This window comes from Granulicatella seriolae, from assembly GCF_024543085.1.
Lineage (GTDB): Bacteria > Bacillota > Bacilli > Lactobacillales > Aerococcaceae > Granulicatella > Granulicatella seriolae.
Window position 1 is genome coordinate 1 of record NZ_JANHNZ010000017.1, and the last position, 13879, is coordinate 13879.

Below are 13879 nucleotides of genomic sequence, written 5' to 3' on the forward strand. Positions count from 1 at the left end.
TTTATCCAAAAATTGCCTAAGGCAACACAAAACCAATTAAAAATGATTGCTTGAAACTAAATTTATTGCTTCTTTGCTTGATATCATGCGGTTTATAATCATTTTTTATGTTTCAAGTTTTAGATAATAACAAAGAAATATAGTATATTAATCATAATTCACCATTTACTTTAGCTAAATATAGTATTTCATCAATTTTAGGGATAAATATTTCTAAAAATTTCTGGTACCCACAAAAATCAGATTCTTTATTAAGATACATAGAATCCTTCATTCGCTTACATCCACCTCTACAAATATTAAGAAATGGGCAAGTTTTACAATATTCTGCTAACGCTGGTTTTTGACAAACAAATTTTTTAGAAATATCTTGTTCAAATAATTCTTTTAATGTTTTATTTTGAATATAGCCCATTTTTAATTCATCTAGTACATAGAAATCACAAGGATAGACACTTCCATCAGCTTCTATTATATATTGAATAGCGCAATCACCTAATATTCCACATGCGGTTATTCTCTTAGCAACAAGTAAATTTAAAATATCATCAAACAACTTAATGCTAATTTGTTTTCCTGAACGGAGATCTTTTAACCATAATTCAAATAATTCTTTGTAAAATTTAAAGAAAGATTCTGGTTTTAAAGCATAATCATTTTCAGTTTCAGAGCCAAAATCATCTAAACAGGGGATAAATTGAACGTAATTAATTTTTTCTTGTTTTAAAAATTCGTAAACTACTTTAGCTTCTTTAGCAAGTGGTGTTGTTAATACACATAAGATATTATAGTCTATTTGATATTTATCAAATAGATTTTTTGTTATCAAAACACGATTGAAAGTTCCTCTACCTTTCACATCTAAACGATGCATATCATGATAAATCGGATGTCCATCAATAGACAGACCAACCAAAAAATTATTTTCTTTAAGAAATTGACACCATCTATCATTGATTACTACACCATTAGTTTGAATTCTATAATCAATGACAACTTTTTTTCTTGTTGATTCATATATTCTACAAAAGATTTAAAATACTTTAGACCAGCTAAAGTAGGCTCTCCTCCTTGAAAAGCTATTGTTAATTGATCAGAGTCTTCAAGATCAACAAAAATATTATCTATCATTACTTTCATTACTTCCTCAGACATTTTCCCATAAGATACAACCTCTCTTAAGGAGCTGATATTAGCATAAAAGCAATAGCTACAACGAAGATTACAAAGAGACGATGCAGGTTTTATTAAAACAGATATTTGCTTCATTTTTTTCTTCCTTTAATCATTATTTTTGAAAGTTAAACTGTATTTTTTTGGTGTTGTGCCTGATATTTTTTTGAACACACGAATAAAATTAGAATAGTTATTAAAACCACACTTATCACAACTAGTTTGAACATCTAATCCTGATTCTAATAGTTTTTTAGCATAAGAAATTCGACATATAATGATATACTGATGAATTGTATTTCCAACTTCATTTTTAAATTGACGATTCAAGTAAATGGAATTATATGATAATGATTCAGCTATAAATTCTAAGGATAAATTAGTATTAGCTAAATTATCTTGAATAAATTCTAACGTGTCATTAATTAATTTAGAAAGAAACTGTTCATTTCTATCTTCGGTAGTATCAGTGATATTTTGTGCGTAAATTAATACCTGTGTTAGATAGGTTTTTAATAATAATTCATGCCCAACCTCAGAAGGTTTTAAGTACTCATTTGTTAATGAATAAAGGAGTACTTCCATATTGGGAATAAAAATTTCTGGGATTTGTATCTTTCTAATTCCATTGTTGAAGGGTGCCAATAAATCAATTTCATTAGTCGAAAGCTCCATTGCTAAATCTTTTGAAAAATGAATGGTAGAGCGAACATATTCTTTATTAGATAAAATTCTAGGTCCATGAATCAGATTTTTTTCTATGAATAACATCGTACCTCTTTCTAGTAACCAGCTATTACCATCAATAAAGAAATTAACATCGCCATCCAGAAAAAAAAGAATTTCCAATAAATCATGTATATGTAATGAATTTGGAGGTGGATGAGTTGAAAAATTACATTGAATCATCTCACTAAATATCTCTACTTTATAAGCCATATAAACCTCCTTTAGTTTGTTTTTGCATTAATTTAGTTTAGAAAAGTGTAGTTCTTAAATAAAAACATTCTTATAATAGGCATTGTTAGGAACCAAATTAACAATTACAGTTTGGAACATGAACAAATATCGTTTTTTTATAATATCATTAACTTTATTCACAATCAAATATAAAGTTTATTTACTTCAAATGCTTAAATTATAAAAAAAATTGTTATATTTTTTCGGAAAATAAAATGTAAGCGGTATTAAGATAGAGAGAGGGGTATCATGAATAAAATTGAAGAAACATTAAATTATCAAGAATTATATATAAAAAAGGATTTATATTTAAATCTAATCTGCAGTAAAGTTGATTGTGAATTAGAAAGAATAAAAGGTGGTATACCTTATTATCCAGTAAAGGGAAAGTATATTGACCTTGCTGAAGAAGATATTAGTTGGTGGACTAATGGATTTTTTTCTGGCTTACTATGGAAATTATATAGATTGACCAATAAAGTTGCATATAGAGAAAAAGCAATTGAAATAGAGAAAAAGTTAGACACTGCTTTGGATAATTTTGTTGGTTTACATCATGATGTCGGATTTATGTACTTACATACATCAGTCGCTCATTATAGATACAATCAAAATGAAGAATCTCTCTTAAGAAGTATAAAAGCAGCTAATCTGTTAGCTGGACGTTTTAATTTAAAGGGAAATTTTTTAAGAGCATGGAATGAAGATTTCACTGGATTAGCAATTATAGATAGCATGATGAATATCCCGATTCTTTATTGGGCTAGTGAAGAATTAAAAGATCCTAGATTTGAACATATTGCAACAACTCATGCCAAACGATTAGCCCAAGTTATCATAAGACCAGATGGATCTAGTGGACATATTGCTTCATTTAATCCTAAAACTGGAGAATTTTTAGGATGTGTTGATGGACAAGGTTTTTCACCCGATTCATGTTGGAGTCGCGGTCAGGCTTGGGCAATATACGGGTTTGCCTTAAGTTATAGATACACTAATAATAAGCTGTTGTTAGATAAAGCAATCGCTGCTGCTGATTATTACATTGAAAAAGTATTGGAAACTGATTACATTCCTAGAATTGATTTTGATGCTCCAGAAGTTGAAGATGATGTAGATACTAGTGCAGCAGTCATTGCTTGTTGTGGGTTACTTGAATTAGAAAATTATGTTAATGACAATCAGAAAAAAGTTTATAGAGGAACGGTAGAAAACACACTTTCTTGCTTATTAACTGAATGGTGTGATTTTGATAATGAAACTGATGGCATATTAACAGGGGGAACAGTCGCATACCATCATCCTGAAGGGCGTAATGTAGCCTTAGTTTATTCAGATTATTTTCTGATTGAAGCATTACTAAAATTAAACGGAGAGGATGTTAATATGTGGTGACATAATTACGTAGTGTAGATTTTGCATTAAAAATAATACTAAGGGAGAAATATTTGTGGAAAATACAATTAATAAAGAAATCAAAAAAGATAAATTAGGTTTTAAAGATTTATTAGGCTATTCAATGGGAGATTTCGGCCAAGTTGCAACTTTAAATATAATGGGCTCTTTTTTAGTCCCCTACTATACTGAAGTTGCAGGACTAAATCCTTTAACCGTTTCAACTATGTTTTTATTTTTAAAAATCTGGGACTCTATTAATGACCCCTTAATGGGGGGATTGTTAGATAAAGCTTTTGCTAAAAGTAAAAATCCAAATGGTAAGTTTAGACCTTGGATGTTAAGAAGTGCTCCTTTAATCGCTGCTTCGGCTATATTAATGTTTACTATTCCTAATACTCTTTCTCCAACAATGAAATTAGTATGGGCAATACTAACATATGTTCTATATGAAGGAACATATACAATGTGGAATATCCCTTATGGTTCACTTATTAGCGCAATGGCCAAAAACCCCTCTGAAAGAGCTAATCTTTCTACTGCTAGAGGATTTGGAGCTAAAATCGGGACTTTGATTCCTTCTACTTTAATGCCATTCATTTTAGCTAAAAATGCTGATAATTTACAGTTTGGCTACTTATTAGGTGTCTCTATCTGTGCTGGAATTGGTTTAATTGGTTGTTTTACTTCGTACAAATTAACAAGAGAGCGTGTAATATTAACATCACAAACAAGTAATGCAGAATCCGTTAAACTTACAGATATTTTTAATGTTTTCAAAAATAACCGTGCTTTTTTAGGTATATCCTTTGCTACTTTCTTTTTTGTCATTCAACAAACAATTCTTGGTACAATGAATGTATATTATTTTAGAGAAAACCTAGGTGCTTTGGAAATGCTTAGCGTGTCTAACATGTTTTTATTACCTGTAGCATTAATAACATTATCCATCATACCCATAGCTGTAAAAAAATTCGGGAATGAAAAAGTTATGTTAACAGCTCTGATTGCCGGTGCTTGTGTTTATTTGATAGCCTTTTCATTGCCACAAAATGTATGGATTTATATTATTGCAAATAATTTAGGTACTGCATGTTTATCTGTTATGACATATCTACAATGGGGAATGGTTGCCGAAACAATTGATTACAACCAATATTTAACAGGAAAAAGAACGGAAGGTTCAATTTACGGAACATTTAGTTTCATACGAAAAACTGGACAAGCGCTTTCTGTATCTTTTTCAGCAGCTTTAATTGGAATTGTTGGCTTTAATAAAGATCTAGCTAGTCAATCTATAGAAACACTAGAAGGTATTCGTATGTGGACATTCCTAACACCAGTAGTTTGTGCATTAGGAGCATTTGTATGTATTAAATGGATTTGGAATATTAATTCAGGTATTCGAGAAAAAATGAATGCTTCTCATGAATCTTTTGAAGATTAAAATTGATTAGGAGGAAGGTAAATAATGGATAATAAAAAACCGAATATTTTTATTATATGTGTGGATCAATTAGCATGGAATGCTATTTCTTATTATGGAAATGAATATTCTAATACACCTAATATCGATAGAATCGCTGATGGTGGAGTTGGTTTTTCAAAAACTTATACAACTTATCCAATGTGTCAACCTTCAAGAGCCTCTTTTTGGAGCGGACTTTATCCTCACGAAACTGATGTATTAGCCAATGGAGATAAATGGCCAGTTAATAATCTATCAGAACTAGTACCAACTTTAGGTACTTTGTTTAAAGATGACGGTTATAAAACCGTTCATTTTGGAAAAAAACATGATGCCGGTGCTCTAAATGGGTTTGAATGTGCACCTGAGGGACAGATTAAAGTTAAGGAAACATCAAAGGCTTGGCCTCTAAATCATGACACATTTTCAGACAGATATACCACAATCAAAGCTAAGGATTTTTTAATTAATTATGATTCAAATCAGCAACCATTTATTATGGTTGCTGACTATGTCAATCCTCATAATATTTGTGGTTTTGTAGGAGAGTTCAAATATGATACTGAAGGAATTAATCCAGGAGTAGAGTTACCAGATTTACCAGAAAACTTTGATTTTGATGATATTGAAAACCGTTCTAAGGCAGTTCAATACATCTGCTGTTCTCATAATAGACAAGCTGAAGCAGTTGGTTGGGATAAAAAGAAATTTCAATATTACTTATCAGCCTATTATCATTATTTAGAACGAGTAGATGAAGAGATTGGAGTCTTACTTGATGAATTAGATAGAAGAGAGGATAAAAACAATACTTTAATTGTATTTATGTCTGATCATGGTGATAGTATGGCTGCACGTGGAAGAATTACTAAACAAGTCGATTTCTATGAAGAAGTAACACGAGTCCCTTTCATTTTTAAAGGTCCTAAAGTAAAATCAAGTGTTAATCCAATTGGAGATTCTCCTGTTAGTTTACTTGATATAGTGCCTACTCTTTGTAGTTATGCTGGAATAACATACCCTAAAACACTACATGGAAAGAATCTATTACCAGCTATAACAGGAGAATTAGAATTAGAAAGAGATTATGTGGTCAGTCAATGGCATACAGAATGGGGATACACTATTTCCCCAGGTAGAATGATTCGCGATAGTAGATATAAATATATTATTTATCTTGAAGACTCCGAGGAAGAACTATATGATTTAAACATTGATCCTCTTGAAAAGAAAAATGTAGCTAAATATCCTGAGTATAGTGATGCTCTCGCATTAATGAAACAAAAATTCCAAAGATACCTATTAGAAACAAATGATCCTTTTGAATCTTTAGAGTGGAAAGTTGACCCAAGATGGAGATCTCATGAAGTTGGTTATCAAAATCATAAAGGACTTGCCGCAATGCAAGCATATAAACAAGAGAACCAGTAAATAACGTTAATTTTTTAATAATCCTTCATCAAAGTTTACTTTAGTGAAGGATTCAATTTCACTTCTTTGATGTTTGAGCACTCTCGCTAATAGTGCTTTTCACTAAAAAAATCCTCTAAACTATGCGAGATAGTTTAGAGGATTTGTTGGTTGTTTTCTATTATAGGCGTACTGCGAAGTCTGGCATGAACCAGTTGAAGTCGCGGATTTCTACTACGCCACCTTCTGATGGAGCGTGGATGAAGGTGTTGTTACCCATGTAGATAGCTACGTGGTAAGTTGAACCTGCTGAACCCCAGAATAGTAAGTCTCCAACTTGTGCTTGTGATAGAGAGATTCTTGTTCCAACGGTTTCTTGTCCATAAGTTGTACGTGGTAATGAGATACCCATTTGAGCGAATACGTATTGAGTTAATCCTGAACAGTCAAATCCTGATGTTGAAGATCCACCCCATACATAAGGTACTCCTAGATACTGTTGTGCAATGCTTACTGCTGAGCCTGTTGATGAGCTTGCTGGTGCTGTTACAGTTGGTGTTACTGGAGCAGTTACAACTGGTATGTTAACTACTGGAGTTGTTACAACTGGTGTATTTACTGTAGGTGTTGCAACTACTGAAGATGAGCTTGCTTGGCTAGATTCGCTTGATGCTACGTTTGCTACTTGACTGCTTTCGCTTGCTACTTCTGATGCAACTTCTGAGCTAGCTTGTGCAACTGGAGCTGCTTGTGCTGCTGCAACTGCTGCTTGGCGTTCTGCTTCAGCTCTAGCAACTTCTTGAGCGATACGTGCTTGAACTGCTGCTTGCTCTTGTACTAGACCATCACGTTTTGTAATAGCTGCTAATTCTTCACTTGAAAGTGTTGCTAATGTTGAAGAATATTTGCTTAAGGTATCATCTAATTCTTCTTTAAGAACTTCTAATTCGTAAGCTGCTTTTTGTTGTTCAGCTAATTTTACTTGTTGTTCTGCTTCTTTAGCTTCTACAGCTGCTTTATCTTCTGCTTGTTCTTTGATAAGGTCGCGGTTAGCGCCAACCATTGTCACAACTACGTCCAAACGGTTTAAAATATCTGATAATGATTCAGAGTTTAAAATGAAGTCTACGTATGAACGAGAGCCCTTTACTTGCACGGCACGCATTTGATCGTCTAATTTTGATTGACGTTGTGCAATTAATTCTTCCAATTTAGCAATCTCTTCTTTAAGAGTGTTTGATTCTTGGATAGTTAATTTTTGTTGTGCTAAAACGTTAGATACGCGGTCTTGAATAGCTGATAATTCGTTCGTCACCTTACTTACTTGTGAGCTTACAGCAGCTTTTTCTGAGTTGATGCTTTCAATTTGTGAGTTAGCCGAATGAATTTGTTCTGTATATTCGTCTGCATTAATAGTACCTGATGATAAAGCTCCTAAAGCTAGGACTGTTCCGGTTACTACTACTGTTAAAAGTCGCTTTTTCAAATTGTTCCCTCCAACTTTCTTCGTTAGGTTTCATTTACTGTTATTTATAAGTTTCTATAGACAATATTTATAAAGTCTTAAATTTCTGACTGGCATTATCATACCATAGGACTTTAGGCTGATGTTGCATTTCTTCTAAATGACTTTCACCTGTAACAGAACTGTAATTTATTATAGCTTTTTGACTAAAATTTTACTTATTGTAACAATTTCTAGGAGGGAAAATGCTTTCAGGACGGGGATGTGGAGTGGTTAATGATGTACTTTTTTGGTTATTGGATTGGGCTTTACTTGAGAACTTTTTTATTATTTTAGGGATTGAATTTTGGGTACAAAAATACGGCTGGGCAAAAAGTCCATAATGACTAATATGTATTTTTAAATCACAAAAGAGTTTTGCGAAAATCTTATCAGAAATGAGAACGGTGGCACCGCCGTGAGCCTAGGTCTCACTGGCTTAGCTGTCTACGTGGCTGTAATCGGCTGAAGCCGAAACATCCACTGTACGCCAGCTATGCTTTACACCGTTATTTCTGATAAGATTTTCGCAAAACTCTTTTGTTTGAATAGCAGCCTGGACTTTTTGCCAACCCTTAATTATCTTTAATTATTTTTTATCTTTTTTATCTTTTCTATCTTTTCTATCTTTTCTATCTTTTCTATCTTTTCTATCTTTTCTATCTTTTCTATCTTTTCTATCTGTTCTAAACTGATTGCGTTCTTCATCTGTCATGTCCGCAGGGTGTATTCCTTTGGCTATAGCATATCTGCTTAGTGCTGGAATATTAAAATCAGGTAATGGTCCAGATAGGTCATGCATTCCAATGTCGTCAAAATCCTTTATTTCTCTTTCTTCTTCCATCTTTTGTTAACTCCTTAATATCATTTTATTGGTTCTTTTTTTGTATAAACCCCTTTTTGGGTACAAACTAAGCACTTATATCCATGTGTGGTTAATAAGTGCTTAGTTTGTTTTTTTTACCGTGTTCTGAACATCTCGCGCTCTTCATCAGATAGATCTGCCATCTCTACCCCTTTGGCTCTCGCGTATTCGCTTATGCCCCTGTAATAATATCCAGGTGCATCTTTTGGCATTGATAGGATGTGAAGTCCAATATCGTCAAAATCCTTTATTTCTCTTTCTTCTTCCATTACATCTACCTCCCTAGCTATTCATTGTATAGAGCTGTGTTTCTATCTCTTTGATAGCTGATTAATGATTTAGTTCGTTCTAAATTGTTCGCGCTCTTCATCTGTCAAGTCAATAGGTTCTAAACCCTTGCTTCTAGCATAGGCGTATAAATCTCTAAAATTATATCGTGGTGCATTTTCTGGCGTGCTGACATCATGTGCTCCAATATCTTCAAAGCACTTTATTTCTCTTTCTTCTCCCACTGCACTATACCTCTCTTATAATTATTATGACTTAATTTACTCTAAACTGTTCGAGTTCTTCGTCTGTTAGGTCTACCATCTCTACTCCTTTGGCTCTGGCATATTCGCTTACGCCTTTATAGTAATAGTTAGGTTCATCGTCCGGCATTGACAAGATGTGAAGCCCAATATCGTCAAAATCTTTTATTTTCCTTTCTTCTTTCACTAGGTCTACCTCCGTCCGTAGTTATTCATTTTATAAAACCTGTACTTCTTTGGTAGTTGGTTAGTGATTTAATTCGTTCTGAATTGCTCACGCTCTTCCTCGGTTAGATCTTTAGGTTCTAGCCCTTTCCCCCTAGCGTAGGCGTATAAATCTCTAAAATTATAAGTTGGATCATCTTCTGACAGTGACAAGATATGAAGTCCAATATCGTCAAAACAGGTTATTTCTCTTTCTTCTTTCATTACCATTTACCTCCACAATTTTATTGCCCTCTTTGAGGTATTTATTTTACCTAGGTTAAATTCCATTGGTTTTAGTATTTCTCCATTAGGTAAGCCGACACACCGTTCGATTGTGAGTATGGAATAGTATTCAATCATCGAAATAAACATAACCAAACATCCCTTAGTGGGAGCTGAAACGTCATATTGACCAATATAGCATCAAAATGGTTTGTTTCCCTTTCTACTCCCATCACTTTCTACCTCTATAGCTATCGTTTCTTAATATACTCGAAATTGTTCGAGCTCTTCCTCTGTTAAATCTACCATCTCTACCCCTTTAGCTCTTGCGTACTCGACAATCCCTCTGTAAAAGTAGTTCGATTCCTCTCTAGGGATTGAAAGATCGTGCAGCCCAATGTCGTCAAAATCATCAAAATCTTCTATCTCTCTTTTCTCTTTCATTGCTTCTTACCTCCGTAGCTATTCATTGTATAGAGCATGTGCTGTTCCCTATTTAACAGCTGATTAATGATTTAATTCGTTCTAAATTGTTCGCGCTCTTCATCGGTTAGGTCTATTGGTTTTACGCCCTTAGCTTTGGCATACTCACACAAGCCTTTAAAGTAGTATTCTGGGTCACCTTCGCGCCAAGGCATATAGTGCAGCCCTATGTCGCCTGACTCTGTTATTTCTATCGTTTCTTTCATTACCTTTTACCTCCGCAATTCTATTGTTAAGACAGAAACTGTGTATTATTAGCAAATCCCAAATCCCTCTAATTCTTCATTTGTTAATTCAGCAAAGTCCTTATCATTCTCTTTGAGCTATATATTTATTTTCCTTAGATGAAATTCCATTGATTTTGGTACTACTCCCAATACTTTCTACCTCTCTGTACTTATCTTTCCTATCTGTTCTAAACTGATTGCGTTCTTCATCAGTCATGTCAGCAGGGTGTATCCCTTTGGCTATGGCATATCTGCTTAATGCTGGAATATTAAAGTCTGGTAATGGTCCAGATAGGTCATGCATTCCAATGTCTTCGAAGCACTTTATTTCTCTTTCTACCTCCATTACTTCTACCTCCGTATCTATGAATTATATAGAACTGCGTTTCTATCTCTTTGGTAGCTGATTAATGATTTAGTTTGTTCTAAATTGCTCACGTTCTTCATCGGTTAGGTCTATAGGTTCTAGCCCTTTGGATCTAGCATAAGCTTATAAATCCTTGAAATTATATCGTGGCGCATCTTTTGGTGTTCTGACAAAATATGCTCCAATATCTTCAAAGCACTTTATTTCTCTTTCTTCATCCACTACCTCTTACCTCCTAGTATTAATTAGTTTATTAGCTACTAATTTTGATTCCATTTTTCAATATTTTACATCATTAAAAATGCCTCAAATCATTGTTATTCGTTTTCATATATTCTGAACATTTCAACCTCTTCTTCCGTTAAATCTACAGGCTCCATACCTAAAGCTCTTGCATAATTACACATAGAGTGCCAATAATATTTTGGTAAAAAATGAGCTCCTGGTATTGGGGGAAGTCCTATAATATCAATTATATGTGAATCCTCTAATTCTAGTTCTAGTTTTTCATCCACTTTCACTTGCCTCCGAAATTATTATTTCATTGCTCTATTTCCTTGTATAAATCACTTTTTGGGTACAAAAATAGCACTCAGTAACCAAACAGTTATTAGGTGCTTTAAAGCTTTAGTTTGTTCTAAATTGTTCACGTTCTTCGTCTGTCAAGTCAATAGGTTCTAAACCTTTGCTTCTAGCATAGGCAAATAAATCTCTTAAATTATATCTTGGTGAGTCGGCTGGTGTTCTCAAGAAATGAGCTCCAATATCTTCAAAACAGGTTGTTTCTCTTTCTTCTTCCATTCTCCCTAACCTCCATTTATTGATTACTTTTTCAAAACAGTGATGTTCTCCTACTATTTTCCACTCTTAATTCTATCCCCATGCCCCCCTTTCTTAATGTTAGAAATCAGCAACAAACCTAGCAAAAACCTGCTTTTTGCTACCCTTATTTTACCATAAATAGGTAGTTATAAACCAACATTTTACGCATGTTACCTATCTTTATTTTTCGTTATATAATCTATTTTTATTTTTATATTTCTTATTTATAAATATATTTTACGATTAATTGCGCCTATTTTAAAAATGAAAAATCGGTCTATTTACCATCAACAAATCACTTCCCTCTTGACAAAAAAACATCTTTTAGCTATACTCTAGCCAATATACACACAAACTAGGAAAAAGATTAGTAGCAAATGAGATAGGGAGCATTAGCGAGTTGATGGTCGGTGCAAATCAACCCCAATTACTTGTGAATTACACTTTGGAGTTTCTGCCGTAAGCAGCGCCTACCAGCGATATCAGGTTTGAGAGGTTGTCCGACTTTTTTAGGGCAACAATTTGGGTGGTAACACGGAGATTTCGTCCCATACGGCAATAATTTGTCGTATGGGACTTTTTTTATTTTTACAAAACTAATGAGTAAAGGAGACAAGGCAATGACAATCAATATTATTGATGATTTAAAAGAACGTGGAGCAATTAATCAGACAACGGACGAGGAGGGCTTGCGCAAACTGACTGAGGAGAAGGCTATTTCGCTTTACTGTGGGGTTGACCCGACTGGTGACAGCATGCATATTGGTCACTTAATTCCTTTTATGATTTTGCGTCGTTTTCAATTGGCTGGGCATAAGCCGGTTATTCTGATTGGTGGTGCAACCGGTTCTATTGGTGACCCTAGTGGGCGTTCTTCCGAACGGGTTCTGCAGTCCATGGAGCAGGTGCAACAAAACGTTGATAAGCTTACAGCTCAAATGCGCAAATTGTTTTTCACAAGCGACAAGGACGCAGCTGAATTGCGTTTGGTTAACAACTACGATTGGACTAAAAGTATTTCCTTGCTAGACTTTTTACGTGACTTCGGAAAACATTTCAACCTCAACAGCATGTTGGCCAAGGACAGCGTGGCAAATCGCCTAGAAACCGGGATTTCTTTTACAGAGTTTTCATACCAAATCCTGCAATCTATCGACTACTTGCATCTATTCCAACACGAAGATGTGCAATTGCAAATCGGTGGTGCTGACCAATGGGGAAATATCACTGCTGGATTGGACTTGATTCGTAAAAAAGAAGGCGCTAATTCACAAGCTTATGGCTTAACCATTCCATTAATGCTCAAAGCTGATGGCACCAAATTTGGCAAATCAGCAGGTGGTGCTGTCTGGCTAGACCCAGAAAAAACCACTCCTTACGAGTTCTACCAATTCTGGCTAAACCAAGACGACCGCGATGTTATCAAATACTTGAACTACTTCACTTTCTTGGGTAAAGAAGAGATCGCAGAACTAGAAGAGCAAGTTGCCAGCCAACCACACAAACGCTTGGCACAACAACGTTTGGCGCAAGAAGTAACCCGTTTCGTACACGGACAAGCCGCCCTAGACGATGCCATCAAGATCAGCCAAGCCCTATTCACCGGCGAAATCAGCCAATTAAATGCCTCAGAAATCGAACAAGGCTTCAAAAATATGCCAAGCTTTGACTCAAGCAAGGAGCCACAAAACCTAGCAACTTGGCTAGTTGACCTAGGTATCGAGCCTTCCAGACGTCAATCACGCGAAGATATTCAAAATGGCGCTATTTCTATTAACGGTCAAAAAATTACCGACCTAGACTGGGAATGGACCAGTGATCAGTCCTTTGATGAACGCTTTGTTATTGTGAGACGTGGCAAGAAGAATTACTTCCTTGTTAGATTGGTTTAGGAAAGCTTCGAGAAATTACAACTAACTTGTAACCTAGGTAAGAATAACTTTTTCAAATTTGTTTTGAGCTAATAGTTCAAAAAGAATAATATTCATTTCTAAATCACAAAAGAGTTTCCGAGAACAGAATCAGAATTGGGAACGGTGGCACCGCCGTGAGCCAAGGTCTCACGACTTAGCTGTCTACGTATCTGTAATCGACTAAAGTCGAAACAGCTACTGTGCTTCAGCTAAAATGGACCCTATAAAATGGACACGACCAAAAAAACAGTGTTCATTTTATAGGGTTCATTTGTCGATTCTACTCTAGTATCGTACAATGAATACAACCAGTGGATTGGAGCGATTGATATG

17 protein-coding genes, 1 pseudogene and 1 other annotated feature are annotated in these 13879 nt (G+C 34.6%); of the genes and pseudogenes, 5 read left to right on the forward strand and 13 right to left on the reverse strand.

The features are described 5' to 3' along the window. Positions 1 to 151: 151 nt before the first annotated feature. Positions 152 to 1269 (reverse strand): annotated as a pseudogene (locus NPA36_RS09955) (SPASM domain-containing protein). A gap of 12 nt (positions 1270 to 1281) precedes the next feature. Continuing rightward, positions 1282 to 2112 carry an AraC family transcriptional regulator gene (locus NPA36_RS09960; protein ID WP_256945968.1) on the reverse strand — a complete coding sequence of 277 codons (831 nt, stop codon included), beginning with the start codon at positions 2110 to 2112 and terminating at the stop codon, positions 1282 to 1284. 270 nt (positions 2113 to 2382) lie between these two features. Here NPA36_RS09960 and NPA36_RS09965 point away from each other — a divergent pair, with 270 nt between their 5' ends. From NPA36_RS09965 to NPA36_RS09975, 3 genes are read left to right on the forward strand one after another with little or no spacing between them, the layout of a single operon-like run. After that, positions 2383 to 3528: a glycoside hydrolase family 88 protein gene (locus tag NPA36_RS09965; RefSeq protein ID WP_256945969.1), complete on the forward strand. Its 1146-nt coding sequence runs from the start codon at positions 2383 to 2385 to the stop codon at positions 3526 to 3528. 55 nt (positions 3529 to 3583) lie between these two features. Continuing rightward, complete coding sequence (locus NPA36_RS09970) at positions 3584 to 4975, forward strand: MFS transporter (protein WP_256945970.1); 1392 nt, start codon at positions 3584 to 3586, stop codon at positions 4973 to 4975. Between the two features lie 24 nt (positions 4976 to 4999). Then, positions 5000 to 6427 carry a sulfatase family protein gene (locus tag NPA36_RS09975; protein WP_256945972.1) on the forward strand — a complete coding sequence of 476 codons (1428 nt, stop codon included), beginning with the start codon at positions 5000 to 5002 and terminating at the stop codon, positions 6425 to 6427. Between the two features lie 160 nt (positions 6428 to 6587). Here NPA36_RS09975 and NPA36_RS09980 read toward each other — a convergent pair whose 3' ends face one another. Continuing rightward, positions 6588 to 7892: a C40 family peptidase gene (locus tag NPA36_RS09980; protein ID WP_256945973.1), complete on the reverse strand. Its 1305-nt coding sequence runs from the start codon at positions 7890 to 7892 to the stop codon at positions 6588 to 6590. Between the two features lie 224 nt (positions 7893 to 8116). On the opposite strand from NPA36_RS09980, the gene NPA36_RS09985 reads away from it, so the two are divergent. Beyond that, positions 8117 to 8254 carry a hypothetical protein gene (locus NPA36_RS09985; protein ID WP_256945974.1) on the forward strand — a complete coding sequence of 46 codons (138 nt, stop codon included), beginning with the start codon at positions 8117 to 8119 and terminating at the stop codon, positions 8252 to 8254. 245 nt (positions 8255 to 8499) lie between these two features. On the opposite strand, the gene NPA36_RS09990 is transcribed toward NPA36_RS09985, so the two are convergent. The 10 genes from NPA36_RS09990 to NPA36_RS10035 form a co-directional block, all read right to left on the reverse strand. Further along, the gene (locus tag NPA36_RS09990; protein ID WP_256945975.1) at positions 8500 to 8754 is read right to left on the reverse strand and encodes a hypothetical protein; all 255 of its coding nucleotides are present in this window, start codon (positions 8752 to 8754) and stop codon (positions 8500 to 8502) included. Positions 8755 to 8870: 116 nt separating this feature from the next. Beyond that, a complete protein-coding gene (locus NPA36_RS09995) occupies positions 8871 to 9044 on the reverse strand; it encodes a hypothetical protein (protein WP_256945976.1) in 174 nt (57 codons plus the stop codon). A 69-nt stretch (positions 9045 to 9113) separates the two neighbouring features. After that, positions 9114 to 9287: a hypothetical protein gene (locus tag NPA36_RS10000; protein ID WP_256945977.1), complete on the reverse strand. Its 174-nt coding sequence runs from the start codon at positions 9285 to 9287 to the stop codon at positions 9114 to 9116. Between the two features lie 31 nt (positions 9288 to 9318). Continuing rightward, a complete protein-coding gene (locus NPA36_RS10005) occupies positions 9319 to 9492 on the reverse strand; it encodes a hypothetical protein (protein WP_256945978.1) in 174 nt (57 codons plus the stop codon). 68 nt (positions 9493 to 9560) lie between these two features. Then, positions 9561 to 9734 (reverse strand): hypothetical protein, encoded by a 174-nt coding sequence (locus tag NPA36_RS10010; protein ID WP_256945979.1) that lies wholly within the window; start codon positions 9732 to 9734, stop codon positions 9561 to 9563. Positions 9735 to 9995: 261 nt separating this feature from the next. Then, entirely contained in the window at positions 9996 to 10178 is a 183-nt protein-coding gene (locus NPA36_RS10015) for a hypothetical protein (protein ID WP_256945980.1), read from the reverse strand. A gap of 71 nt (positions 10179 to 10249) precedes the next feature. Beyond that, complete coding sequence (locus NPA36_RS10020) at positions 10250 to 10423, reverse strand: hypothetical protein (RefSeq protein WP_256945981.1); 174 nt, start codon at positions 10421 to 10423, stop codon at positions 10250 to 10252. A 103-nt stretch (positions 10424 to 10526) separates the two neighbouring features. Next, positions 10527 to 10790: a hypothetical protein gene (locus NPA36_RS10025; RefSeq protein WP_256945982.1), complete on the reverse strand. Its 264-nt coding sequence runs from the start codon at positions 10788 to 10790 to the stop codon at positions 10527 to 10529. 338 nt (positions 10791 to 11128) lie between these two features. After that, the gene (locus NPA36_RS10030; protein ID WP_256945983.1) at positions 11129 to 11326 is read right to left on the reverse strand and encodes a hypothetical protein; all 198 of its coding nucleotides are present in this window, start codon (positions 11324 to 11326) and stop codon (positions 11129 to 11131) included. A 112-nt stretch (positions 11327 to 11438) separates the two neighbouring features. After that, complete coding sequence (locus tag NPA36_RS10035; RefSeq protein WP_256945984.1) at positions 11439 to 11612, reverse strand: hypothetical protein; 174 nt, start codon at positions 11610 to 11612, stop codon at positions 11439 to 11441. Positions 11613 to 11981: 369 nt separating this feature from the next. Then, positions 11982 to 12187, forward strand: a binding site (T-box leader). Positions 12188 to 12259: 72 nt separating this feature from the next. Between NPA36_RS10035 and tyrS the strand changes: the two genes are divergently transcribed. Beyond that, positions 12260 to 13525: a tyrosine--tRNA ligase gene (gene tyrS / locus NPA36_RS10040; RefSeq protein ID WP_256945985.1), complete on the forward strand. Its 1266-nt coding sequence runs from the start codon at positions 12260 to 12262 to the stop codon at positions 13523 to 13525. Positions 13526 to 13879 lie beyond the last annotated feature (354 nt).